The sequence below is a fragment of the Pontibacter ummariensis genome (genome assembly GCF_900188175.1).
Taxonomy (GTDB): domain Bacteria; phylum Bacteroidota; class Bacteroidia; order Cytophagales; family Hymenobacteraceae; genus Pontibacter; species Pontibacter ummariensis.
This window is the reverse complement of the sequence record NZ_FZOQ01000026.1, coordinates 1-25,663: the sequence shown is the minus strand read 5'-3', so window position 1 is coordinate 25,663 and position 25,663 is coordinate 1. Positions and strand designations below refer to the sequence as shown.

Genomic DNA, 25,663 nt, shown 5'->3' with positions numbered 1-25,663 from the left:
CAGATTCCTTCTAAAACTTTACGCTTATCTCGCGAAGGTATGCCTTTTACCTCAGCCTTCTAGCACTATCAGGAATTAAACCATTTATCTTCTCCCACTGCTTATCTGTCAAATTTATGATAAAATCAACTTGCTATTGAACAGAATCCCTATTATATGAGATAGCTTCTAGGTTTTAAAGTACTAGTAGGGGATGATTTGATAGGTATAGAAAATATGTTTCTGGCCTAAACCTCACAAACAAAGAGTTCTACTTAACAACACCTGTAGTCGATGATAAATACGCGAATTATTTAGCCGTCTTAAGGAGCATTGTTCTCATCTGGCAAGTTTTCCTTGAATAAATGAAATAGCATAAAAAAGGATCACGCTTAATGAGCAGAATTTGCTACAGCACTGCCACCAAAATAGTTAAACCTACTCTTTCCATCATATTTAGAAATAGGGTGCTCTCCGTACTTTTCTATTAAAACTTTCTCATTACGAACAAGAGTAAACTTTTGGCGCCCTACTCCAAAAGGCATGGATACATGATTTACACCAGCTTGGAGATAAAATGTTCTCTTCTTGTGACCGCTACTAATAATCAGCTGCGCAGGTTTTGTCAGAAACAGTGTAACAAATACATGATCAAGTAGTGCTTCTGCACCGCCAGGATGTGCCTTCCCAAACGCTTCATCCCTGGCATTTACCGTAACAGGTAATTGCTTTGGGTGCAACCGATAAAAGTAATAGAGTTTATCTTCTTGTATGGCTGGAGGCGTCCCTTTTTTAAACCAATCGATGTAATAGCGGCTGGCATCCAAATAAGCTACATGTGACAGCATCATTGTTCCAAAATGCCCATCCCACAACTCAGTATCTTTAGCTAATCCAAAAGGGGCCAAATAGGAAGACTCATTCCAGTCATTCCAGGTGACTAACTCAACCCAAGGAACATCATCTCGGATAGCCCCTTCCCACTCTTTTGCCATAGCCTCAAAACCCCTTGTCTCAAAAAGACGGAAGTTGCCTCCGTTACCTCTATAATAGGGTGTAATACTAGCCATATAAAGTTTGCCGGCTCCAAGAAACGCTTTTGCAAGTACAGAATTAGAATGGCTAATTTGGTCACCATTGCCCGCTGCTCCATAGTAAAAGAACCCATCAACATCCGGAAAACTTCTAAGCAACTGCTCAGCATGTAGTTTCTGCGGATGCTCTGTAATATTTGGTTGTGGATAAAAGTAAGGAACAAAGATGCCACCTAGTTGATGCACTTGTTCTGTTAAAGCCCTGCCAAATAAATTATTTTCTCCTTCGCCACCAAAGGTAGACAGCACAGGTTTCCCTTTAAACCGAAACTGGTTAGGATGCTCTTTTAACGAGTTCAAGATATCTTCAACTTCATGCAGTGCTGCTCCATCTGCAGAGATAAATAACTCAAATCCCGTACCCAATTGTAGAGCTGCTTCATAAATTAAAAAGGCGCGCTCTTTATAATGTGGTTCTGTTTTCTGCCACCCCCCACAGTTAAGTGCAAACCCATCAATACCCCTCCTCTGCGCCTCTATTATTTCATTCTTATAATCATCAACAGAAGAGGCGCCGCCTTTTGTAGGACAACAAACCATGTAATGAGCAAAAACTTTTTTTCCTGTTAAGGCAGAGGTTGAAACTTTTAACTGCTCCTCAAGAGCACTAAAATTATCACTATTATCCGCTTGACATGAACTATGAGAAGCTTGCACTAATAGTAGCAGGAGAACTATTTGTAAGTTGACCAAGCAAGTAAAGGAATTTATTTTCATACTGAGAAGTCAAAGCGGATTAGCGTAAAGAACTGCATGGCCAGTTATAAGAACTATCTCCTAGACAAGATGTTAATACTTTATATTTCTTTCTCCACCATAAGACGCTGTTTCTAACAACCTCTTACCCGGCGTATATATAAGTTCTTAGCCCTAGCTTTTAAACCCTAAATTCAGAAGGGAAAAATAACCCAAAGCTATTCAACGGGAAAATATGTTCGTAACCGTTTACCTTCCTTTACTCTTTTATAGATGGTACAATCATAAGAGCTGCGTACAGTTACGCGAAAAAAAGAACTAACTTTATCTATCAGAGGGAAATTATTGTCACTCAATTGAGTAAATTCAGCTATTTTGACAAGATCCGAGTTTCTTTGGTATAGTTGTAGTAACTCTGGCCTATCCCTATTAAGGTCATGAGACATAACAATAAAGTCATAACCATAAATTTTTCGTTGATAGTGTTCCCGCGAAATATCATCTTTATACAAATGAATGTATTGAAAATCTGAGTTAGCAGAAGATACTGCGTAGTAATAAATTTCGTCTCCTATTACTTTACTATTAGGCGGGATATAACTTTTAATAAAGGCATCGATGTACTTTGGATCTCTTGAGTCCAGAGTATTATATATTGTAAAGAATTTAATCGTAAAAAACAGAAGGTTAAAAAGAACTATAGTTAATATCGGAGCAGCTACTAATAACCTACTGTAGCTTTTCAATGACCGTTGTTTAAGCAACAAAGCCACGCTACTTCCAATTATAGTATAACACGCTGGCAGAATAAGCAGAGAATATGTTCCTGTATCATGAACCAAAGAATAATATAGTATCGCCGAAACCATTGAAAATACTATTAGCTCAGGCATTCTTCTTTTATAACTTACAAGTCCCCACGCTATACCTGAAACAGTTGTAATAAAAATTAGTGGTATTTGCTGCTTTGGAAATGAAAAACCACCTCCTATATAACCGTGAAAGTCTAAATAATAGTTAACAAGATTATGCAGGCTCCCAAAGGCTACAAAAATCCAACACACATAAACTAATACAACGGATCCACTAAATACTACCAACTGCAGAGCTCTTGCGTTACTTGGCTTCTTTAAAAGATAGTACACTTGTGTTATTCCTAACCCTAAAAGTAAAACTCCTACTCTTGGAGTAGTTAACAAAGCCAAAGAAAATAATAAACCTGCTAAAGCATATAATAAAATACTTCTCGAGTTCCTATATGAACTCGACATAGCTTTTAGGACAACAAATATTGAAGTAAGAGCGAAAAATAATGTTACAGGCTCCATTCGCCCATAGTGCATGTGCGAATTAAAGAGGGGATCTAGTGCTAACGCAGCTACAACCATAAGCGCTGTTTCTTTAGAGAAACTTATTCTCACAACCTTATAATACACTAGCAAACACAGCGTACCAAACACTAAACCCGGTAACCTAAACGAAAAGATATCAAACCCTAGAGTTTTTGTAAAGAAAGATGTAATCCAAAAGAACACTGGACCATATAGTAAGATTTCGCCATTGTAAGCAAACGGGGCAATATTTAAGTTTAATTTCTGTGTAGAATTAAAACTAGCCGTTATGCTCGCAAAAAAAGTTTCATCAAACCAGGGTATAGGCGAGACCTTGATAGTAGCTAAGTGGTATAGAAAAAACAGTAAGATAAAAGCAAACAAAAAATACTTATTAGCTTTAGTTATCCTAGAGAAGATCAACCCTATGTTCTTAATCTCTGCCATACCACTATTATAATTACTTGTTTCCTAGATAACCTTGAGGACATGTATCAGGAAATGTTAAACTAAGAGTCAAGTAGTGGTAAAGGTAGGCACCACTATGCTTAGAAAAGTGTTGATCACAGAACTGATTTCTTTTTCTTCCATTGGAACAAAAAGAGGTAATATAACAGAGTTATCCTGCAGGTCCTCAGAAACAGGGAGGACTAAATTAGAGTATAACTTTTTATAGGCGCTCTCCCTGTGAGAGTTCATAATGCCTCTTCTACTGGCTATACCTTTATCTAATAGCTCCTGCATAATGATATTTCTATCTAAAGGACAGGACTCCTTTAGATAGATACTATAGGACTGAAAATTACTTAGATACTCTTCCTCTTCTGCTGGCAATTGAATGAAGTCGATGCCTTTAAACGCTTCGTTATAGGCATAGGCAATTTTTCGTCGCTCTGCTACAATCCAGTCGAGTTTCTCTAACTGCTTGATACCTACAGCTGCCTGTATATCTGTCAAACGGTAGTTATAACCTATCTCCACATGATCTTCGAAGATTACTTTGTTTGCCTCGTGTCGGACCCGATCATTAACAGACATACCGTGCTGGCGTAATAGCTTAAGGCGCTGATAATAGTCTTCCCGACTCGTTGTAATCATTCCGCCATCACCTGTTGAGATGACTTTCCGAGGATGAAACGAAAAACAAACAAGCTCCGAATGGCTTCCAATCTTACTACCCTTATAGCTTGATCCAACTGCACATGCAGCATCCTCTATTAGTTTGAGGTTATACTTCTCGCACAACTCATGAAAGGCATCAATATCAGCGGGCATACCTATCTGGTGTACGATAAGGATAGCTTTTGTCTTATCCGTAATTCTTTTCTCCGCATCATCCGGATCTAGGTTGTAAGTATTTGGTTGTACTTCGGCAAAAACTGGCGTCGCTCCAACATACTTTATAGCGTTCGCTGTGGCAATATAACTCATGGAGGGGCAGATGACTTCATCCCCCTCGCCAATACCGGCAACAATCATAGCCAGGTGCAGTGCCGTGGTGCAGTTAGATACTGCTACGGCATACTTTGCGCCCGTGTAGGTCGCAAACTTCTCCTCGAACTCCTGCACTTTTGGTCCTTGCGTAATCCAGCCTGTCAGGATGGTGTCGTATGCCGCTTGTGCTTCATCCTGTGTTAAGTATGGTTTTGCTATTGGAATCATTGTCTCTTAGGCTATAATTTTCTTCTTTTCAAAATACCACTCGCTTAGTTCTTTTAGTCCTTGTTTCAGGCTAACAGTAGGGACAAAGTTCAGGAGTTCTTGCGCTTTGCTGTTAGCTGCCAACCTTCTGCTCACAGGGTTAACCGTGTTTTCCTCTCTGTACTCCGGTTCTAGGGTTGAGTTATTTGCTTCTAGTAGGGATTCTAAAAGCTGCTTTAGGCTTGTTTCTTTACAGTTACCAACATTAAAAGCTTGGTCAGACACATCGGCTAGCAAAGCTGCAACATTAGCCTTTGCCACATCTTTTACATAAACGAAGTCCATAGAGGTGCTGCCGTCACCGTAGATTAACGGTGCTTTTCCCTCACTTATGCAGTCCAGCCACCGAATCATCACTTCTGTGTACTTGCCGTCCGTATCCATCCGGGGCCCAAACACATTAAAGTATCGTAACGCAATGTAATCCAGACCATACATAAACTTATAACTTCTAAAGAGTTGCTCGCCCCATAGTTTTGCCCCTCCGTAAAAGGTCTGGTTATCGTATGGGTTATCTGTTTCAGGGGTGGGAAAATGTTGTGCCAGTCCATATATAGATGCACTAGAACTGTAAATTACCTTTTTCACCTGATGCTTCACACAGAGCTCCGCTACATCAAAAGTTGATTTTAGCATTACATCAAAACCAACTCTTGGATTGGCAGCACAGGCATTAATGCGAAGTGCAGCCATATGAAAAACATAATCTACGCCAGCTATACATTGCTCGAGCAATGCTGTGTCTCTTACGTCACCTTCGATAAACTCTATAACAGGATTATCGATAAATGCTTGCATGTTTTCAAAGCTTCCCCGGATCAAATTATCCAGAATAATTATTTTTGCTGGTTCGTGTCTCAGCAGCTCCTCTACTACATAGGAACCAATAAATCCAGCACCTCCCGTGATTAGTATGCTGCTTTTGTAAATCTTGTTATGCATGTGCTTGATTGTTTAGACTAAGAACTATAATTCCGATGATGATGAGTGTAAAGCCGACAAACGAGAGTATAGATAGCTTATCCTGAAAAAGGTAGTACCCGACACCGATAGTTAAGATAAAATTTATACCTGTAGCGATCGGTATGATTAATGAAAAACTATTTGTTGACAGCGCTTTGAAAAAGGCTAGTGCTGAAAAGACTATCAACACAAAGGCCATTACAAAGGGTAGGTTTAACATCAGCTTCAACCATTCCGTTAAAGTTTCTAGGCTTTTGCCTTTCAGTTGCCATTTAATTAAGGCAGCTCCTGTAACGTTGAAAGCAGCGTAAAGCAGAACATATATAATCGTTTTCCCCATTAGTCAACCTTATAAAGCACTTCACTCTTTTTATACAACTCTACTACCTCATCTATTACATACACTGGTCGCTTTCTGCTCGCATCAAGAGTCCGCCACAGGTATTCCGCAATAATGCCCAAAGAGATATTGGTAATACCAAAGCCAACCATCAGGATAGAAACCAGTGCAGGCCAGCCGCTAGCAAAGTCGTCAAACATTAACTTTCGGATGATGGTGTATCCTGTCCAAAATATACCCAGGACAAAGAAGATGATCCCTATTATAGACACCAGCCGGATTGGAGCAAAGGAAAAGGCGACAAATGAATCTATCAGCAGCTTTACTTTCTTAGCAAGTGTCCATTTACTGGCACCAGTTTTACGTTCCCGCTTCTTGTATGAGATGCTTGCCTGCCGAAAGCCCAACCCCAGTATCTGCAAGAAAACGGAAGAGTTTGCCTCAACATTGCAATTAATCTCTAGAGCTACTTTTTTATTGAACATCACAATATCAAACCCCTTATCAGGAAAGTTTTTGAACGCGAACTTCTGCATTAAATAAGCATATCCTCCTGAAAAAGCCTTTTCTGCTAGCGAGACAGTCGTGCTCTCCCTGTGCGCCCAAATAATGTCTCTCCCCTCCTCCATTTTCTCCTTCATCTCAATAATGAGCTCCAGGGGGTCCTGTAGATCAGCATAGTTAAAGCAAATAAAATCTCCTGAGGCATGCGCTATTCCTGCACGCAAAGCCGCATGAGAGCCGAAGTTCCTTGATAGATTGATCACCTTAGCCAAATAGGTTTCATGCTCCATCTCAGCCAATCGCTCATCAGATTTATCCTTGGAACCATCATTCACAAAAATTACCTCTGCCCTTAAGTGGCTGTGACGGGCAAAAAACTCATTAAGGCTTTTTACAAGAAAAGGGATTCCCTCATATTCGTTGAATACAGGGATAATAACCGTTATTAGTCGTTTGTCAGGCTTAAGCATAGGCAACATGTTTAAAACGGACCCTTATACTTTTGATGAATTCTGTCGGAGGCATTTTTATACCTTCATGCTCGATTTCCTGCACTTCCAATAAGCCGTCTTTACAAGCAGCTAAAATGCTACTGGTATCTTTCTGAAGTGCCACAACATGCCCTGGCATAACCAAGAACTTGTCTTCTGTTATATATGGCTTGGCCTTCCAGATAATTATTTTTTCTCCATTCAAAAAGCTAAAAGCTCCATGATAAGGATGTGCAGAAGCCCTTATCAGTCTGTACACTTCCTCTACGCTTTGGTGCCAGTCTATCTGGCTATCCTCAGGTAATCTGGGATAACATCTCAAGCCTCGCACGCTCCCCTTTACCTCACAGGCAGCAGGGTTCTCCAATACCTTTCTCACAGCATCTTCATATAAGGATGGAGCTGCTTGTTCTGCCCGTTTTATAATGTCAGTAATGTATGTATCTGGCTCAATAGGTATTGCCTCTCTCGACACAACATCACCCGCATCCAATTCAGGGTCCATCTTATGGATGTTGCCATTGATATGCTTCTCACCATTGATAATGCTCCAGTTAACTGTGGCGTTACCTTTATAGTCAGGAAGGTTGCCTAAATGGAAGTTCAGGATGCCACATTCAAACAAGTCCAGAAATCCTTTTGGAACAACATACTTCCAGTTCGCACTGATGGCCACTCGCACGTTGTTATCTTTGATCAGCTTCACCAACTCATCGCTGTACAACGACTTGGTCATAAAAAACCGAGCACCAATTCTGCTGGCGAGTTCCTGAAAGTCGTGATGCTTCACGTCGTACTCCTCGTAAGCCTCTTCTGTAACGATGGCTTTAAAGGTATACCCCTGGGAAGCAAGATGCTTAATGCTATCGTAAAGGTACCTGGACCGCCCGATGGCTAGTAAGTTTCTATCTGCTCGCATGCTAACTCTAGTATTGGAATCTTATTAAAAGTATAGTTGCCACTGTGCAGTACCTCTCCCACCTTTAGCCCGCCGGCTTGCAAACGAATGATGGGATCATATCCAACAGCTGAAGGAAGCACTCCCATATGGCCGCAAGGAACCTGCGCCGGGTAGTATCGGATGCCTGCTAAATCCAGTGCCTCCGTATCCACATGACCAGCATAGCGAAGTAGAAGAGGGTCTCGTAGCCCTTCTTTTATACTCGCTAAAGAAACTGCCGTATCAATACCAACCCATGTGGCGTCGAAGGGGTAAGCGGTAAAGATTACGGCCTCCGCATCTTTAAACGTAGCCGGTATCCTCACTTCCGGAAAGTCGCTTAACCATTCGAGGTTCTCTATCTGATATTTAAATCTGTTCTCAGGTTTGTCTATGACTCCTAGCTTCTCGCACATTTTCGCTACCACCTTCGCAATGTAAGGACCAAAGTCATTGTTACAGAGGAGTATGAACTTGTTCTTGTACAAGCACAAACCTGCATCCATAATTTGCTTCACCGCCATATCGCCGAGGTAATTAAACACGTCCACCTCAGGATGTCGTTCGTTCGTTGCACCCAACTTAAACCCTCTCTCTTTAATATAGTCTATGTCCATATCTGCCTCACGCCACTCCCAGGCTTCGTACATCATCGGAATCACAACCGTATCTTTCGCATGCTGCAGCATCTCCTTGTTCAGCGGACGAAGATGACCTGAGTTAGTTATGATATCCGCCTTAGCGATCGTTTCCGGGGTAAGCGTATCCATAAACGTAATATCAAGGGATGTGTCTTGGTAATTCTGATACACGCTTCTGGTCTGCTCGAAAACTTCCGTCGTAGTCCCGTATCGGGTCTCACGGGAAAAGGCATATACTTTAGCTCCAGCCAGCGCAGCAATAATAGGTGTTACCACATAAGGCCCTGTTGCCGCCTCAGTCAATACCACTTTCCCTCTCAAGTCTAAGTTAAGTGCCTCGACTCTTCTCTTTAATTTATCTAGCAGCATACCTAATAGCGGTTCAGGGTCTCAATCACATACGCAACATCTTCGTCTTTCAACTCCGCATACATGGGTAGCGACAGACAGTGATTGGCCAAGTATTCTGCATTCGGACAGTCACCTTCTTTATACCCTAGATGCGCATAGGCCTTCTGTAGGTGGCAAGGCACCGGATAGTGAAGACCAGGGAAAATACTTTTCTCGTTGAGGTATTTCAACAGTCCATCTCTATCTGCAGTAGTTACTACAAAAAGATGGTAGACAGATTCAACCCAATCCGGCTGCACCTGTAGCTGAATTTTAGGGCTAGTGATTTGCTGCTGATACTGCTTAGCAATAGCTCTTCTGCGGTTGTTCCAGGCGGTTATGTACTTTAGTTTCACATTCAACGAAGCACTTTCCAAACCTCCCATTCGCATATTATACCCTACTTCATTATGATAGTAACGCACCACAGAGCCATGGTTCCTTAAGCTCAGCAGGTGCTTGTAGTATGCTTCGTTATTGGTTGTAACGCCACCTGCTTCTCCGCAAGCACCAAGGTTCTTACCCGGATAGAAGCTGAAACAAGCCATCTCGCCGAAGCCTCCAACAGGTATTCCTTTATACCTTGCTCCTTGGGCTTGTGCTCCATCCTCCAGCATGAAAAGCTTATACTTTTTACAGACAGCCGCTACAGCCTCAATATTAAAAGGCTGCCCATACAAGTGCACGCCCACAATGGCTTTCGTGTTCGAAGTAATTTTATCTTCTATCTTAGTAGTATCCAGTTGCCAGGTATCGGAAGTACAGTCTACAAACACAGGTGTGGCTCCAGTGTAAGACACTCCCCAGGCGGTAGCGATAAACGTGTTGGCAGGCACAATAACCTCGTCGCCCGGCCCGATGCCTAATGCAAGCATGGCCAAGTGCAACGCAGATGTACCATTGTTTACTCCTACGGCATATTTCGTCCCACAGAAAGCGGCAAAGCCCTGCTCAAACTCCTCCACAAACGGACCACCCGAGAAAGCCGTGTTTTCATACACTTTCTCAAAGGCCTCAAACACTTCACGTTTTATTTGCTGGTGTTGACCTTTCAGGTCAAGGCAAGGGATTCTCTCCTGTACAGCTATCATTTCCATATCACACAAGTACTTGGGCAGTGTATTTAATAACTTTAGCAGGATTGCCTGCCACCACAGCATTTTCAGGCACGTTTTTGGTTACCACAGAACCAGCGCCAACAATAGCTCTTTTCCCAATCCGCACACCACATAGTATAGTAGCGCTGGAACCGATGGAGGCGCCTTCCTCTACGTAGGTTTGGACGCAGTTCCAATCTGTCTCTGTTTGCAGCGAACCATCCTCATTAGTTGCTCTCGGGAACTTGTCGTTGATAAAAGTGACGTTGTGCCCTACAAACACATTGTCAGCGATATGCACACCCTCACATATAAACGTGTGGCTGGATATTTTACAGTTTTTACCAATGGTAGCACCTTTCTGTATTTCCACGAAGGTGCCCACTTTCGATCCATCGTCTATGCTGCATCCGTAGGCATTCACAAAATTATAGATCTTCACATCCTTACCTAGCCTTACATTATGTAGGCTTTGTTTACTGCTATCTATTGTAATTGTATCCATCTTCTTAGATTAAAACTTCATGCCCATTATGTATAGCGGGTACTGTAGCATCCTCCAGCACAATTTCACGGCCGCAACTTTTTATTGATTTATTAGATGCTTCCAAAATCCGGACTACGTCCAGCCCTAAATGGCAAGAGGACTTTGGTTGTTTCTTATCCTGTATGCAAGAGACAAAATCATTGGCCATCCCCAGAAGCGCCTCGGTAGTAGCAATTTTGGGTACATGTATATCTCCTGTCCTATAATCCACTAGCACCCGGTTTTTCTCCTCATCATTCGAATAACTATACCCTGTGTCGTACACCTTGATTTTCTCAGTTGGTTCCAAGTCGTTGTATAGAATCATTTTCTGATCTCCCCCTATTAGCATCATCCTTACCTTAACAGGACTTGTCCAGGAGCAATTAAAATGAGCAATGAACCCTGAGGCGTAGTTAACCGTCAAGTAAGCGATGTTCTCAATGCTGTTGTTTGTATGCGTAATACCTGTTGCGTTTACGCTGTAAGGACGCTCATCAACAACGTAGTTTAAAATGGAAATATCATGGGGTGCAAGGTCCCAGAGTACGTTAATGTCAGACTGGAAAAGGCCTAAGTTGATTCGGGTTGAGTCCAAGTATTTTATATTTCCTAACTCCTGGCTATCCACCAGTTGACGCATCTTCTGCACGGCACCAGTATAGAGGAAAGTATGATCCACCATGAGCAACACTCCCTTTTGCTCAGCTAGATTGATCAGAATCTCTGCCTCCACCACCGACGAAGTCATAGGCTTTTCGAGCAGTACATGCTTGCCTTCCGCCAAGGCCATTCTTGCTAGTGTAAAATGAGTGGAAACAGGTGTGGCAATAACTACAGCATCAATGTTCTTATTATAAATAACATCATTTGCGTCTCTTACACCTTCAATAGACGGAAAAACCTTTTCCAATTGTTGTAACCGTTCAGGTCGCGCATCTGCTACAGTCCTTACACAGCAATCTTTCGCAGCATAAAAATTCCTTACAAGGTTAGGTCCCCAGTACCCATAGCCTATGATTCCTACATTTACCATATTTTTACCTTATATTGATTAATAGCTTTATTTTGCTTTGCCAATTCTCAAAGTGCTAACTCGCACTTTTATTTTCACGAGCATAGAGCCTGTAGGGGCCATATGGTTGTCTTAAAATTCTGTACACAATGTGTACTCTATCAATGTTCGTTGTCTTACTATGGTCTTTCACATAGTCTTTTTCGTAAGGCTCCTTATAGAAAAGATAAGCACCTGCTAGATACATACCTTCATCCTTTAGTAGATCCTCAAATTCTTTTGTCAAATGCTCTTGTGGTATGATTGCGTAATCTGCGTGAGACAGAGAGCGTTGCATCATCTCTAAAGAGATATCTGCAAAGGCTGGTTTGTAAGGAGCATACATTTTCCAACCGAGGGAACGTCCCGCGTAGTAAAATTCGAATGAGTTGAATAATGCAACAGAGTGGTTTCCAGGCCCTATCATTGATCGTGCTGTTCGACTTATCAACTCTCTGTTGCGTTCTTCGGATTTATGTAGAGCTACAATAGTCCGAGCAATGATGGTAAGTCCAACAGACCAAAAAAGAACTAGAACAAGGGCACTGGTATTGATTAAACTAGCTTTATGGCCTACAGTTTTAAAGCTAAAAAGAGTAGCCGCCGAAAGAACTAAGTAAGGCAAGAGATACTGAACTCTACTTATATACACCACAGTACTCATCATTAATAAAACTGCAACCAGTCCGCCAATTAAAACTTCTGGTTGTCTCTTCCGGACAACACCTAGCAAGGCCATTAGAAGTAAAGCTGGCGTAAACTTCAAGACTCTAAGTATTTCAATGAAGGATGCTGTTATACTTAACCCGCCTCCTCCTTGATCACTAGCCTCTCCCCCATGGCGCAAATTGACTTTTAAGGCTTCGATCATACTGCCCAATAAATCATATAACTGTGGAACAATAGGGACTAGAAGCAACAGACTCGTTACTAAGCATCCAGTTATAAAAGATGCAGCTGGCACAACTGCATCCTGCCAACTGCCAGACAGAGATACTTTCTTTTTCAATAGAAACAGAAACTCTATAAGTATAAGCGGAATTAAAAAACCCGCAGAAGGCCAGGTGAACAGGGCTAGTACTGCAAGAGTACTACTAAGGAAAACATAGCGATTAATACTATGCCCCTGAAGTTGATAAAGCGCTACATACCTTAGAACGCCACAACTAGACAGGCACAATGCCATAGCCCACCCATCTACTCGCCCTGTAGTATAAGCTTGTACAAATAAAGGATCCAAGATAAAGGCAATACCTAAAGCCAAAGCCGCAATTTTTGCAGTCCCTCTAGCAAGCAACCAACCGACCAATGCAGTTGCAGCCGCAACTGCACCAATCAGAGCCGAAACTCTTGGGCCTAATTCCCCTGCAACTTGGTAAGACAGCTCCTGTAGAACAGGGCCAAGATATGTCAAAAGATAGACCGGCTTGTTTTCTTCGGTCATCCAAGCTACTGACCAGCTAGTTTTTGGATTAAGAATAGTTCTACCAAGATCCACATTCATTAGCTCATCCATGAACAAAAAAGGAGCAAACTCAAGGGTTGCCAATATCACGAAAACTACTATCGCAATAGCAACTAACCATACCCACCAAAAGCGAGAAACAATTCTTTTCTGTATCTGCATCTCTCTTGAAGAGACGGAGGAAGTAGTATATGCTTGCATCTATCTGACCTGAGGTAGTGACTTCAATGAATTTGGAAGTTGAAAAAGTATTTTTCCTTATATAAATATTTAAAAATACTAAAACGAAGTTTACATTGTGCAGCTAAGGCAATTAGTTGTCTTCCTGTCAGGTTTCCCTTTAAGTGTGCTATATAAGTGTGCTATAACCGCCTTAACTCCACTGCTTCTGTCTTCAGAATATAGAGCCTAGTACATTAAGTTTCTTGCTCTTAAATCTTTTAAATAAATTGAATTTTTAAAGCACTTTCTTTACTTATATCAATATTACAGAAAAGAACATAAGCAACAAAGCATTTGTGAACTTTTTTTATATTAAATTACACACATATATATACAAATACAAAAATAAACAGTCAAACTATATCCAATCAAATTGTAGCAAATCAGGCTTATCCATATTTAAAGGTTCAACTGCTATGCTGGCAATACTATTAATAAACAAACAAGCACTGCGTCCAACTTAGTATTAATAAAAGGACGCAGCACCTACTATTAGCCACACATTTACAATTAATACTTAATAAACTATTCTTTTAAAACTTTGATTACCTTTCTATAAGAACCCCTCACCGCCTCCACTGAAATCAGGTATACCTCTTTCCTCAGTATATTACTATTTGTAAAGTCTATCGCAAGGGCTCCGGCCCCAGGCGACTCAATCTTAAAGTAGTTTTTATACAGCACTCTGCCTGCCAAATCATATACTTTTACAAGGTACCCTTGTGGTTCACCTGACTGGACCCGAACATTCACAACCTTATCAAACGGGTTGGGATAGACAGTCACAAGAACATCTTCTACAAGACTTACATCCTCGGAGGCAACAGCAGCCTTTGTACTGCTAAGGCTCATGGTAGAGGTTATCGGTACGATCTCGATGGCCGACACCTTCGGGTTCTCGGTCACCTGCTGGAAAGCCAGATTCAGCGTCCCGTCCGTCACCGACACCTCAAACTCCTTGACCAGCGCTTTCAGCGCCCCACCGGCCTGGGCGAAGACGTCGAAGTTGGTTAAAAGCGCCTGCCCCTCGCCCGTCACGTTGAAGACCCGCTTGCCGGCGCCCCCCGGTATGCCCCCCACCCCGAAGTAGATTTCGGCGAAGTGCAGCCGCACCAGGTAAGTGCCCGAGGCCAAGGGAACGTTGTAGCTGAAGGTGCCGTAGCGCTCTGTCCTGTAAAGCGCATCGTCGGTAGTGCCGGCCACGTCTGTGGTACTGGCAATGGCATAGGTGTAGCCCCCGCTGCTGTGCTGGTCGGCCGAGAAGACCGTGCCGCTGCCGGCCGTGAACTGGGCGCCCCCGGCGTTGATCCTGACAGCTGTCGTTCCGCCGCCCGTGCTGCCGCCCGTCTTCACCGTCAGGTCAAAGGCGTCGCTGGCCGTGCCCCCCTTGCCGTCGGAGGCCTTGACCAGTATGGTCAGCAGGCCGACATTCGTCTCGGAGGGCGTGCCGCTGAAGGTGCGGGTAGAGGCGTTGAAGCTCAGCCAGGAAGGTAAGGCACTGCCGTTGGACAGGCTGGCCGAGTAGCTCAGTGGGTCGCCGTCAGCGTCAGAGAAAGCGTTGGCGGCAAAGGTGAAGCTCAAAGCACTACCTGCCGTGCCGCTCTGGTCCGGGATGGGGTAAGCTACCACAGGAGCCGAGTTAGTGGGAGTGCTCTGCCCCTTCGACACGACCTCGATGGCCGACACTTTCGGGTTCTCGGTCACCTGCTGGAAAGCCAGGTTCAGCGTCCCGTCCGTCACCGACACCTCAAACTCCTTGACCAGCGCTTTCAGCGCCCCACCGGCCTGGGCGAAGACGTCGAAGTTGGTTAAAAGCGCCTGCCCCTCGCCCGTCACGTTGAAGACCCGCTTGCCGGCGCCCCCCGGTATGCCCCCCACCCCGAAGTAGATCTCGGCGAAGTGCAGCCGCACCAGGTAAGTGCCCGAGGCCAAGGGAACGTTGTAGCTGAAGGTGCCATACAACTCCGTCTGGTATAGGGCATCTGCCGTTGTGTTATCGATGGCTAAAGAAGTATTTGCATAGGTATAGCCACCACTGTTGTACTGGTTCTGCGACCATTGCACGCCATCCACTTCCACGGCAGGGCCTCCGGCATTGATGCGGAACAGGGCATCCTCCAGTTTAAAGCTTGCGGTAATGGAGCTTAGCGCTACCCCTGATTCATTTTTTATATTCTTTACTGTGAGCTCATGTGTTCCCGGAGAAGGAATCGTGGATGTAGTTAAGCTTACAGTTTTTCGGTCTGCCTGCAGGACTGCAGCAGAAACGGTTATGCCATTGTTAATAGAATAGTTAGCGACCTGCTGTGCAGACGTCTTATCAAGCGGCTCACTGAATAACACGTTAAGCTGTGTTTTGGACGCTACCTGTACTGCACTAACAATAGGAGGCGTGTTATCTATGGAGATGCCAGGGCCTTTAAACTCAATGTAGTTTAAGTCGAACAGGTTGACATCACCCGTGTTTTTCTTAAACACAAGGTAAAGGTCATGCTTTCCCCCAGGGTTTGTAAGCGGGGCCTCTATATTTACCCAGTTGCTCAAGCTACCCGTAGATGGCACATTTACACTATTAATAAGCGTACCTCCCGGCGCATCGGCCCGCAGTTCTATAACACCTCCCAGCGTAGCGGCCACCCGATACGAAACAGCGTTGATGTTCTGTAAATTTCTTCCCTCCAGCATGATGTATGCGCCATGAGACAAAGCCCTCACCGCATGGGATCCTCCGCCTAACTTATCGGTGTTCGCAACCAAGCTTGTACTGGATTGCAGGTCGTAAAACTCGGCCTCCATTACCTTAGGATGCACGGTAACCTGATCAAAGGAAGTTAAGCCATCCGTATCTGTGTAATTAACTTTAAATACATAGTAAATATCATCCTCCCCCTGTGTATTATGTCCCATGGGATTCAGGTTGAAGGTGCCTTTACACTGGTTAATGGTCATGCCATCGTGGGAATGGGTGAGATGCCCAAAAGAAGGGACCAGGTTAAGCTTACTACAACTAATGGTACCGTTGGCGGTAGAACCGTCCTCCTGATCGTTCACCACAATATCATAGCTTAAGTCATCCCCCCAGTTGATCATACCGCCGTCAAGGGGCGATACAAACTTAAAAGTGGCAGCATGATTACCGGCATAAATCTTAATAGACTTGGAACTGGACGCCCCTTTAGAGTCACTTACGCGTAACAAAGCGTTAAACACTCCTTTTTGAGTATAGGTGTAAGCCGGGTTCTTTAAATTTGAATCTATAACGCCGTCTCCCTGAAAATCCCAGGCATAAGTCATGGCGTCCCCGTTAGGATCTGTGGTGCCTTCGCTGGAGAAGTTAACGGTTAAGGGTAGAGCACCTGACGTTACATCAGCCTGTATACTTATATCAGGAGCTTTGTTGCTGTCACTACCTGTGTAATCAACGCGTACCAGCTTGCCGCTACCCACGTTGCCCGGACAACACCCTGCCCCGTATTCCAATATGTATAACTGCCCGTCCGGACCAATTTTTAAATCTATAAACCCTGCCCCTTTGATACTTTCTGTGAGCTGTTGCGTGGATACAGGGTTACCATTCGCGTCCATCTTTACCACCCAGATATTGCTTGTGTTGAAATCGTAGTAAAAAAAGGCCTCGTGAAAATCGGAGGGCAATTTCTTGGGGTTGTTAATAGAGGAGCTATAGTAATACCGGGGACCCGCCAGGTAGCATTTGTGAAAGAACTCTAACCAGGAGGACTTGGCTGGCGGCAGATTTTTCGTACCGGTGTTCCACTTAGACATGTTCACCGGGCTATTAGGGTCATAAAAGAAGTTAGGGTTTGCGTAGGTGTTGAGATAGGGCTCATTCTTACCCGCAAAATAAGGCCAGCCATGGTTCGCCGCGCCTTTCGTTAAGTTGATTTCGTCCATCCCCATAGGCCCCAGGTTACTTTTCGAGTTCGCATCTGGCCCTACGTCGCTCCAGAAAAGCCAATCTGTAGTTGCTTTATCTACAAATATTTTAAAGGGATTTCGGGCTCCCATCACATAAATTTCAGGACGCCCCCCTGTCCCATTCGGAAAGAGATTGCCTTCCGGTATACTGTAGGTACCATTTGATTGCGGCTTTATTCTAAGAATTTTGCCCCGCAAGTCGTTGGTATTAGAAGAAGTTCGCTCTGCGCTTAAGTTAGGGTCCGTTTCATCAAGGGTGGAGTAGGCCGAGTGGTTTGTGTTATCCCCTGTGGCAATGTACAGATTGCCCTTGGAGTCAAAGTCCATGTCCCCAGCCGAATGGAAGTACCCGTTCCGGTCGCTCTGCCACTCCAGCAGCACCACCTCGCTTGAGAGGTTTAGCTTGTCCCCCTCCATCTTAAAGCGGGATACCCTGTTCTTGGGCAGGGAGGGATGAGAGTAGTGCAGGTATACAAACCCGTTTGTTGTAAACTGTGGATCAAATGCAATGGCTAAGAGACCATCTTCCATATCGCGGAAGACACTGATGGTGCCTGCTGAGACGGTAGTTTGCGTATTTGGCTTATATACTAGTAATTCTCCATAACGATCTACAATAAACACCCGCCCGTCGGGAGCAAACTCAAAATTAACAGCGTTGGTGAGCCCGGTTAGCAACTCAACTTTTTGAAACGAGGTGGGCAGTTGCCCAAGTGCAGTAAATGGTAAAAGCGCCATCGCAAAAAGAAAGTATTGTGAAAGCTTCACAAAAGGCAAACGGTAAGCTTTTACAGCTATGGTAAGAAGTGTTTTCATAAAGTACTTTTAGATTTAATGTCCTTGGGCGCTGACATCAAGGCATTGGTATAAGCAAACGATAAGGCAGAACAAGGTGGACTGTTACTCTATAGTAGGAAGCAAAACACCAACTAAGTAACCGACTATGACCAACCAGCTTTGTGCCGCCTAGCATTCGACCTTCGAGGAAAAGCAAACATAGCCTTCGCAACCGGTCAGCACACCCTATGTTAGGTAAGTTCACATTCCGCCTTCCCACCTTGCAAAGGGATGAGGGAAATTACACACCCAAACAGGTTAATGAAAAGGAGCAAAGCGCGGTAGCCCTGCTCAAACAACCGAAATAAATGCTAACCGTTTGTCTACGAGGAAACTAAACTCCTAAACCGGGACAGACATCTGGGGCAACCACGAAGGCTTACTTTCCATGACTGGATTAAGCCCGGGAGGTATGACACGTAGCCTGTTATTGGAAGGTGCCAACAGACCAGCATAATAAGGGGGAGTACAAATTGTAACCATAACATTAATAATTTAAAATGTTTGTTTTCGGTAGCAAAACGACAGTTAGCCAGTCCTTTTAGCTTAAGTGATGTTCGTGCTCATCTAGCCCCTACTATACTTGTAGCATTTTACTTGGAGGTAAAGCCTTACTTTCAGTTAAGCCTGCTGGCTCGGCTTCAAAAGTTACCGTTTTACTTTCTATTGGAAAGACGAAGCGCTTTTCGTCACTACCATGCCTTCCCTTGTACAGCCGAACAGCAACCTTAAAAAAGATATCTAAGAGGTAAGTTGCATTTCCCCTACACTCTTACAACAATAATAGTTATAAAAATTATTTGATTATAAACAAAACATAGAAAAGTTGTAAACACATTAAAACATAAAGCGAACATTGGCTTTCTGTGTTTAAGAAGCATTATAATACCTTTCAGGAAGTGATTTTAACGGGTTAGCCATAATCTGCTGCTTCTAAGCTAAAGAGTAGGGAAGAGAACCCCTTTGCCCATGAGTTTTTAAATAACACCAGCTCTCCAACGGCTATCATATGTAAAGGAGCTAATCATAAAGGCTTTCCCTACCTGTTCAGTTGCCTGCTTCTGTTCGCCTGTTTTTCAGGGGCAGCCTGTCACTCATCAGGCCCCGGGGGCCCTGTAATCTTTCTGCAAGAACAGCCAATCACACTAAAGCACTCTACCTCCTTACTTTAAAACGAAGGACTTGCATGGGTGTACAGCAATATTGTCGCATTGTGCTTTCCGGATGTGGGTTACGTCAGACAAAAGCGGGTAATCCACATGATAAAGTGACATATTGACAGAAAAGCGGACCTGTTTCCCCCTTGGCATAAGGGTTGTAATAAGACAGGAAACAGAAATGAATTTGAATCGAAATAATTATAATAAAACTATAGAATGGGAAAGATAATAGGTATTGACTTAGGTACAACCAACTCTTGCGTTGCCGTAATGGAAGGTAACGAGCCAGTGGTTATTCCTAACAGCGAAGGCCGTAGAACCACTCCGTCTATCGTTGCTTTCTTAGACAACGGAAATGGCGAGCGTAAAGTAGGTGACCCGGCTAAACGTCAGGCGATCACAAACCCACAAAACACCATTGCTTCTATCAAGCGCTTTATGGGCCATAGCTACAATGAAGTAAGCGAAGAGGCAAAGCAGGTGTCTTATAAGGTGGTACAGGGCGGTAACAACACGGTGCGTGTTGAGATCGGCGACAGACAGTATACGCCACAGGAGATTTCTGCCATGGTGCTTCAGAAAATGAAGGCAACTGCTGAAGACTACCTCGGCACTTCTGTAACAGAAGCCGTCATTACCGTACCAGCTTACTTCAACGACGCACAGCGCCAGGCTACAAAAGAAGCCGGTCAGATTGCAGGTCTTGAAGTGAAGCGTATCATCAACGAGCCGACAGCAGCTGCGCTTGCTTACGGACTGGACAAGAAAAGCGTAGACCAGAAAATCGCCGTGTTTGACTTAGGTGGTGGTACATTTGATATCTCGATCCTGGAGTTAGGTGACGGTGTATTTGAGGTACTTTCTACCAACGGTGACACACACCTGGGTGGTGATGACTTTGACCAGGTGATCATCAACTGGCTGGCTGACGAGTTTAAGAAAGACGAAGGCCTTGACCTGCGCAAAGACCCAATGGCACTGCAGCGTCTGAAAGAGGCTGCAGAGAAAGCGAAGATTGAGCTTTCATCTTCTAACGAAACAGAGATCAACCTGCCATACATCATGCCGGTTGACGGCGTACCAAAGCACCTGGTGCGCAAACTGACGCGTGCGAAATTTGAGCAGTTGTCTGATGACCTGATCCGTCGCTCTATGGAGCCATGCCGTCAGGCCCTGAAAGACGCTGGCCTGTCTACTTCTGATATCGACGAGGTGATTTTGGTAGGTGGTTCTACCCGTATCCCGAGAGTGCAGGAAGAAGTAGAGAAGTTCTTCGGCAAGAAGCCTTCAAAAGGTGTAAACCCGGATGAGGTTGTGGCCATCGGTGCTGCGATCCAGGGCGGTGTATTAACTGGTGAAGTAAAAGACGTACTCCTGCTGGACGTAACGCCGCTTTCACTGGGTATCGAGACAATGGGTGGTGTGATGACCAAACTGATCGAGGCCAACACAACGATCCCAACGAAGAAGTCAGAGACTTTCTCTACTGCTTCCGATAACCAGCCGTCTGTGGAGATTCACGTACTGCAGGGTGAGCGCCCTATGGCAAAAGACAACCGTACGATCGGTCGCTTCCACCTGTCAGACATTCCACCAGCGCCACGTGGTGTTCCGCAGATCGAAGTAACGTTCGATATCGACGCCAACGGTATCCTGCATGTAACGGCGAAAGACAAAGCCACGGGTAAAGAGCAGAAGATCCGTATTGAGGCTTCTTCTGGTCTGAGCGAGCAGGAAATCGAGAAAATGCGCCAAGAAGCCGAAGCCAACGCCGAAGCAGATAAGCGTGCGAAGGAAGAGATTGAGAAGCTGAACACCGCCGACTCCATGATCTTCCAGACGGAAAAGCAGCTAAAGGAGTACGGCGACAAGCTATCTGCTGGTAACAAGTCGAACATCGAGAATGCCCTGGCTGAACTGAAGAAAGCCCACGAGTCGAAAGACGTGGCGGGCATCGACAAGGCCCTGGAGAACCTGAACAACGCATGGAGTGCAGCCTCGCAGGAGATGTACAACGCGACACAAGGACAAGGAGCCCCAGGTGCTGAAGGCGGTAATGGCCAGGCGGGTGGTCCACAGGGCGCAGCTGCCAATGATGGCGGTGTAACCGATGTAGACTACGAAGAAGTAGACGGCAACAAATAAACATCTAATTCCTCAAACGTATGAAATAGTCCCTGCTGGTATCGGCAGGGACTATTTTCTTTTTGCGCTTATGGAAGCAACATCGTATTCTTACTCCTCAGGCTAGCTGTCTATTGGCTGTTTTTGAACTGCTCAGTCCTAAGCGCCTGTCTCGCATGTTATCTACCTTTCGGAATCTGTCCTAGATGTCATACACTGACGAGCTCTTTCCAACTCAGATTGAAAAAACACCGTTTACCAGCAATAACGTACAGTTTATTCATGAAGAAGCACCCTCCGTACCTCATTCACCATGTTTACCTTGACAAGCAGGTGACACCGCCAGAACTCGACCTAACTGAAAACGGTCTCTACCTGGTGTTTTGGTGGAAGGATATTGCGCTAGGCCACCTGTTTCTGGAACCTGGCAATTCGCTTGCTGCTCACGATTACAACGAAAAGCTGCTACAAGCGATCCGGCCAGCCATAGAATTTTATGCAAGGGAACAGCAGCATATGCGCAACGACTGGCAAACGTGGCTTATAAACAAAGACTTAGATAAGTGGGCACACTGGATGCGAAGAGTGTTTAGTGCCAATTTACAGAAGGAAATACCGGGACGTGTGCCTGTTTCAGTTATCATCTGTACGCGCAACAGAACCCCTGCGCTTCTAAGATGCCTCCAGATGATTAGCTCTCTCACCTGCCAGCCGGCAGAGATAATTGTGGTAGATAACTGTCCTTCCGACGCCTCCACGCAAGAGGTAACAACACAATTCCCTAACGTATCCTATGTTAGAGAGCCCCGCCTTGGCCTTGATATTGCCCGTAACACAGGCATTGCTAATGCGGGTTCGCCAATAGTCGCCTTTGTGGATGACGACGTGGTGATACACCCACTGTGGGTTTATAGAGTGTGGGAAACATTCCAGGATCCCTTTGTTACGGCCATGACCGGATTAATAATCGCTTTGGAACTGAAGACGGAAGCACAGTATATCTTTGAAAAGTATTGGAGCTTTAACCGTGGCTACATAGACAAGACGTATGACAGTGGTTACTTCAACAGTATGTTGCCAAAGGGCCCTCCCGTTTGGAAAATAGGAGCAGGTGCTAACATGGCCTTTCGAAAAGACGTGTTCAGGGAGGTTGGGTACTTTGATGAGCTTTTGGATGCAGGCGCGGCAGGCTGCAATGGAGACTCCGAGATGTGGTATCGTATTCTGGCCAAGGGCCACACCATCAAATATAATCCACGGGCAATTGTGTATCACCAGCACCGAAAGGATCATAAAGGGTTCAGGAAGCAAATATTTTACTATATGAGAGGCTTTGTAACGGCTGCTTTGATACAGCAAAGGCAGAACCAGCAGGCGGGCTACAAACGATTCATAGTCAAGCTGCTGCCACTCCGCTTTTTGCGCTTCCTGGTCAGAGGCTTTCCGAACTACCCCCTACGCTACAGCACATTAGGCGCAGAGGTAAGAGGCACCCTCTCAGGCTTGATTTACTTTTTAAAAAACAGGAGGCCCCACTCAAAAACGGGCGTATAGGCATGAAAGCCTCGACACACTCAACTTACCTGATTTCGTTTTAATAATATGATCTCAGTGTCCACTGAGCAGAGGCACTCCTCATGTGCCATAATGCTAACGCTTGCTTAAGTGACCAAAATGAAAAAGGTTCTTCTGTTAACACAGCAGAAGCAGACGAGAAGAACAGCCTATGCAGTTTTCAGTATAAGGCTGTAGCGGCTAACTAGTATCTTAACCAACAAAGCTCAACCACCAAGTCCCTTATGATACGTGTTCCTTCTGCCCCTCCAACTGTTAAGCCAGTCCCAGCTGGCACTGAACGCCCCACGTGGTCTGTGATGATTCCCGTCTACAACTGTTCCCAGTTCTTGGTCGATACATTAGAAAGCGTACTGATGCAGGAGATACCGGAGCAGGAGATGCAAATAGAAGTGGTAGACGATGCCAGCACAGATACGGATGTGGAGGCACTCGTAAAGCAGATAGGAAAGGGAAGGGTAAGCTACTATAGGCAAGCGCAAAATGTAGGCAGCTTGCGCAACTTCGAAACCTGTATCAATCGTGCCCGCGGCAAGATCGTTCACTTGTTACACGGAGACGACAAGGTTAGGAAAGGCTATTACAGCGCCATGGAAAAGCTGCTGCATCAATATCCCGAAGCAGGGGCAGCCTTTTGCAGGTACCAGCCGATAGACGCAGAGGACAAAACATTACCTGGCATTAAAGCCCCGGAGAGGGATACTCCCGGACTTTTAAACAATTGGCTTCTCCGTATTAGTGAACGGCAGCGCATACAGTACGCAGCCATTGCGGTGCGAAGAGAGGTGTATGAGAAGTTAGGGGCCTTTTATGGGTTGTTTTATGCAGAAGACTGGGAGATGTGGGTTCGAATTGCACGCCATTACCCAGTTGCTTATACACCGGAAATTCTTGCAGAATACCGAAAGCATACGACTTCTATATCTGGGGTAAAGCACCAGACCGGCCAGTACCTAGTAGACATTGCACAGGCTATAGAACTCATCCAAACCCACTTGCCACCAGCTAAAAGAAAGTCTCAGCGTAAAAAAGCGCGTATGTATTATGCGCACTATGGCATTATTATGGCAAACAGGATTTGGAGAGCTACTCATAACAAAGAGGTTGTAAAAACAAACCTAAGAGAAGCCTTAAAGCTAAATCAGAATATCAAGATCTGGTATGCTGCTGTAAAAGTACACTTAAAGATGCTCTTGAACATTGGATAGCTTTTACTTTCCCTTCACAGATGGCTTTAGCGGGCAAGTACTTGATTGCTAGTAGTGCTCCTGTAAATAGCCAAAGACCTCCTGCTCTTTTTTTGCATGTAAGACTTTAGCTCCTGATAAAGCAGGGAATATAGTTTCGAACTCTTTAAAGATATGCTCGTGCCCTCGTTTAGAGTAAATGATATTCACGCCGCCAAAATAGCTGGCTAAGGCTGCTGTACCGCCATGTACCGATATGAAATGGCTGCAGTTTGCATATAGCAGCAATTGAAAATGATTGTAATTATTTGCAAGCCCTTTGTGCTTTCGGTACAGATCCTCCGCGAGTATAACGTGCGGGTGATTTTTCCTGATGTAATCTATCTCATTTAGCTCCAGAATCTCACTGTTGTCCATTGTAATGTGCCCATTGGAAGGCCTGTTATAAACAACCTGGTACTTCTCTCCATACTCTCTGATAATTCTGTCAAGCACCGGAATACTAAAATAATTGATGGGGCCGTTGCCCCACTCTGTGTTGTACTTGTTAGCAATTATCAACATGGGCTTTTCAAATACAAGCACCTGATTTTGATAACGCTCCTTCAGAGGTACCATGGCCCACTTGTCCTTTCTAAAGGTTCTGCAGTGAAACATGTTCGGGTAGTCAAATCTTTTTTTCGGGAGCCTTGCTAATCTTTTTTCATAGCGCTCCTCGTGGTTGGGGCTAAAAAAATAAAGCTCCTTTGTGTACTTGCAAGAGATGGTTTTCTCTAAGGTCCCATTCAGATAATGCCAATAAGCAAAAGGCAGTACAAACGTTAACTCCTGCTGAAATTCCAGCCGGTACTCAACGACCTTATACTTTCTTTTAAAGACATAATCTTTAAATAAATACTTGATTTGAAGCAGCCTACTGTAGTAATTGTCTCTTATGTGTACACTTGATGGTCCATACTTGTTTGCGGTGCTTATGATAACATATAGGTGTAAGATCTTTAATAGGATCCTTCGCATAAGGTTTTATACAGGAGTAAGCTGTCAGGATTAGATGTTTATTAACTATGAATTATTGCTATAGATAATTTTGCTTTTAACGGCAGAACAACAAAGTTAGTTTTATATAAACATAATTCAGCATTTTCTCTACATTTTATAATGTTATTACACTAAAAGGTAAGACAATATTGCACTAAACTTATGAAGGCCAGGTCCTTGAGAAGGAGCTATTTCTTTCGAAAAGTCGTCGGGTAGTAGTAACAAGGATACCCTGTGCGAAAACACAAAATGTCCGAGATCAGCATTTAACTATACAAACGTGAGTTCGGTATAAGCTAGATTAGGCATAGGAGGTTTTTGAACTGCGGCTCGATGTTTAGCTTGAGAGCCGGCTTCTTAGGCAGAAAAGAG

17 protein-coding genes are annotated in these 25,663 nt (G+C 44.4%); 3 read left to right on the top strand and 14 right to left on the bottom strand.

Features of this window, described 5'->3' with window-relative positions; genetic code table 11:
* Window positions 1–371: 371 nt before the first annotated feature.
* The 13 genes from CHB92_RS20940 to CHB92_RS20880 all read right to left on the bottom strand — a co-directional run bounded on the left by CHB92_RS20940 (window position 372) and on the right by CHB92_RS20880 (window position 18,186).
* The gene (locus CHB92_RS20940) at window positions 372–1,790 is read right to left on the bottom strand and encodes an endo-1,3-alpha-glucanase family glycosylhydrolase (protein ID WP_089321198.1); all 1,419 of its coding nucleotides are present in this window, start codon (window positions 1,788–1,790) and stop codon (window positions 372–374) included.
* Between the two features lie 197 nt (window positions 1,791–1,987).
* Complete coding sequence (locus CHB92_RS20935; RefSeq protein WP_089321197.1) at window positions 1,988–3,547, bottom strand: ArnT family glycosyltransferase; 1,560 nt, start codon at window positions 3,545–3,547, stop codon at window positions 1,988–1,990.
* A gap of 69 nt (window positions 3,548–3,616) precedes the next feature.
* Window positions 3,617–4,762 carry a DegT/DnrJ/EryC1/StrS family aminotransferase gene (locus CHB92_RS20930; RefSeq protein WP_089321196.1) on the bottom strand — a complete coding sequence of 382 codons (1,146 nt, stop codon included), beginning with the start codon at window positions 4,760–4,762 and terminating at the stop codon, window positions 3,617–3,619.
* A 6-nt stretch (window positions 4,763–4,768) separates the two neighbouring features.
* Window positions 4,769–5,743, bottom strand: a complete 975-nt coding sequence (locus tag CHB92_RS20925; RefSeq protein WP_089321195.1) for an NAD-dependent epimerase/dehydratase family protein — start codon at window positions 5,741–5,743, stop codon at window positions 4,769–4,771.
* Window positions 5,736–6,104, bottom strand: a complete 369-nt coding sequence (locus CHB92_RS20920; protein WP_089321194.1) for a DMT family transporter — start codon at window positions 6,102–6,104, stop codon at window positions 5,736–5,738. Before CHB92_RS20920 ends, CHB92_RS20925 begins: the two co-directional genes overlap by 8 nt.
* Window positions 6,104–7,078, bottom strand: coding sequence for a glycosyltransferase (locus tag CHB92_RS20915; RefSeq protein ID WP_089321193.1), 975 nt, complete (start codon window positions 7,076–7,078; stop codon window positions 6,104–6,106). The genes CHB92_RS20920 and CHB92_RS20915 overlap by 1 nt, the downstream gene beginning before the upstream one ends.
* Window positions 7,071–8,018 carry a methionyl-tRNA formyltransferase gene (locus CHB92_RS20910; RefSeq protein WP_089321192.1) on the bottom strand — a complete coding sequence of 316 codons (948 nt, stop codon included), beginning with the start codon at window positions 8,016–8,018 and terminating at the stop codon, window positions 7,071–7,073. The genes CHB92_RS20915 and CHB92_RS20910 overlap by 8 nt, the downstream gene beginning before the upstream one ends.
* Entirely contained in the window at window positions 7,994–9,049 is a 1,056-nt protein-coding gene (locus CHB92_RS20905; protein WP_089321191.1) for a hypothetical protein, read from the bottom strand. The genes CHB92_RS20910 and CHB92_RS20905 overlap by 25 nt, the downstream gene beginning before the upstream one ends.
* A gap of 2 nt (window positions 9,050–9,051) precedes the next feature.
* Window positions 9,052–10,167 (bottom strand): DegT/DnrJ/EryC1/StrS family aminotransferase, encoded by a 1,116-nt coding sequence (locus CHB92_RS20900; RefSeq protein ID WP_089321190.1) that lies wholly within the window; start codon window positions 10,165–10,167, stop codon window positions 9,052–9,054.
* A 1-nt stretch (window position 10,168) separates the two neighbouring features.
* Window positions 10,169–10,609 (bottom strand): acyltransferase, encoded by a 441-nt coding sequence (locus tag CHB92_RS26335; protein WP_308701870.1) that lies wholly within the window; start codon window positions 10,607–10,609, stop codon window positions 10,169–10,171.
* Between the two features lie 67 nt (window positions 10,610–10,676).
* Window positions 10,677–11,729 (bottom strand): Gfo/Idh/MocA family protein, encoded by a 1,053-nt coding sequence (locus CHB92_RS20890; protein ID WP_089321188.1) that lies wholly within the window; start codon window positions 11,727–11,729, stop codon window positions 10,677–10,679.
* Window positions 11,730–11,784: 55 nt separating this feature from the next.
* Window positions 11,785–13,374, bottom strand: a complete 1,590-nt coding sequence (locus CHB92_RS20885) for a hypothetical protein (protein WP_089321187.1) — start codon at window positions 13,372–13,374, stop codon at window positions 11,785–11,787.
* A gap of 585 nt (window positions 13,375–13,959) precedes the next feature.
* Window positions 13,960–18,186 (bottom strand): malectin domain-containing carbohydrate-binding protein, encoded by a 4,227-nt coding sequence (locus tag CHB92_RS20880; protein ID WP_089321186.1) that lies wholly within the window; start codon window positions 18,184–18,186, stop codon window positions 13,960–13,962.
* Window positions 18,187–19,583: 1,397 nt separating this feature from the next.
* Between CHB92_RS20880 and dnaK the strand changes: the two genes are divergently transcribed.
* The 3 genes from dnaK (at window position 19,584) to CHB92_RS20865 (ending at window position 24,274) form a co-directional block, all read left to right on the top strand.
* Window positions 19,584–21,512: a molecular chaperone DnaK gene (gene dnaK / locus CHB92_RS20875; protein ID WP_089321185.1), complete on the top strand. Its 1,929-nt coding sequence runs from the start codon at window positions 19,584–19,586 to the stop codon at window positions 21,510–21,512.
* Between the two features lie 261 nt (window positions 21,513–21,773).
* The gene (locus CHB92_RS20870) at window positions 21,774–23,045 is read left to right on the top strand and encodes a glycosyltransferase family 2 protein (protein WP_089321184.1); all 1,272 of its coding nucleotides are present in this window, start codon (window positions 21,774–21,776) and stop codon (window positions 23,043–23,045) included.
* A gap of 245 nt (window positions 23,046–23,290) precedes the next feature.
* Window positions 23,291–24,274, top strand: a complete 984-nt coding sequence (locus tag CHB92_RS20865; protein ID WP_394341152.1) for a glycosyltransferase — start codon at window positions 23,291–23,293, stop codon at window positions 24,272–24,274.
* A gap of 48 nt (window positions 24,275–24,322) precedes the next feature.
* Here CHB92_RS20865 and CHB92_RS26215 read toward each other — a convergent pair whose 3' ends face one another.
* The gene (locus CHB92_RS26215; RefSeq protein ID WP_245842768.1) at window positions 24,323–24,817 is read right to left on the bottom strand and encodes a hypothetical protein; all 495 of its coding nucleotides are present in this window, start codon (window positions 24,815–24,817) and stop codon (window positions 24,323–24,325) included.
* Between the last annotated feature and the right edge of the window lie 846 nt (window positions 24,818–25,663).

What these genes read in the sequence shown, in the direction of transcription:
- CHB92_RS20940 (WP_089321198.1), bottom strand. Translation starts at nt 1,790, where the DNA reads ATGAAAATAAATTCCTTTACTTGCTTGGTCAACTTACAAATAGTTCTC.
- CHB92_RS20935 (WP_089321197.1), bottom strand. Translation starts at nt 3,547, where the DNA reads ATGGCAGAGATTAAGAACATAGGGTTGATCTTCTCTAGGATAACTAAA.
- CHB92_RS20930 (WP_089321196.1), bottom strand. Translation starts at nt 4,762, where the DNA reads ATGATTCCAATAGCAAAACCATACTTAACACAGGATGAAGCACAAGCG.
- CHB92_RS20925 (WP_089321195.1), bottom strand. Translation starts at nt 5,743, where the DNA reads ATGCATAACAAGATTTACAAAAGCAGCATACTAATCACGGGAGGTGCT.
- CHB92_RS20920 (WP_089321194.1), bottom strand. Translation starts at nt 6,104, where the DNA reads ATGGGGAAAACGATTATATATGTTCTGCTTTACGCTGCTTTCAACGTT.
- CHB92_RS20915 (WP_089321193.1), bottom strand. Translation starts at nt 7,078, where the DNA reads ATGCTTAAGCCTGACAAACGACTAATAACGGTTATTATCCCTGTATTC.
- CHB92_RS20910 (WP_089321192.1), bottom strand. Translation starts at nt 8,018, where the DNA reads ATGCGAGCAGATAGAAACTTACTAGCCATCGGGCGGTCCAGGTACCTT.
- CHB92_RS20905 (WP_089321191.1), bottom strand. Translation starts at nt 9,049, where the DNA reads ATGCTGCTAGATAAATTAAAGAGAAGAGTCGAGGCACTTAACTTAGAC.
- CHB92_RS20900 (WP_089321190.1), bottom strand. Translation starts at nt 10,167, where the DNA reads ATGGAAATGATAGCTGTACAGGAGAGAATCCCTTGCCTTGACCTGAAA.
- CHB92_RS20890 (WP_089321188.1), bottom strand. Translation starts at nt 11,729, where the DNA reads ATGGTAAATGTAGGAATCATAGGCTATGGGTACTGGGGACCTAACCTT.
- CHB92_RS20885 (WP_089321187.1), bottom strand. Translation starts at nt 13,374, where the DNA reads ATGCAGATACAGAAAAGAATTGTTTCTCGCTTTTGGTGGGTATGGTTA.
- CHB92_RS20880 (WP_089321186.1), bottom strand. Translation starts at nt 18,186, where the DNA reads ATGAAAACACTTCTTACCATAGCTGTAAAAGCTTACCGTTTGCCTTTT.
- dnaK (WP_089321185.1), top strand. Translation starts at nt 19,584, where the DNA reads ATGGGAAAGATAATAGGTATTGACTTAGGTACAACCAACTCTTGCGTT.
- CHB92_RS20870 (WP_089321184.1), top strand. Translation starts at nt 21,774, where the DNA reads ATGAAGAAGCACCCTCCGTACCTCATTCACCATGTTTACCTTGACAAG.
- CHB92_RS20865 (WP_394341152.1), top strand. Translation starts at nt 23,291, where the DNA reads ATGATACGTGTTCCTTCTGCCCCTCCAACTGTTAAGCCAGTCCCAGCT.
- CHB92_RS26215 (WP_245842768.1), bottom strand. Translation starts at nt 24,817, where the DNA reads ATGTTGATAATTGCTAACAAGTACAACACAGAGTGGGGCAACGGCCCC.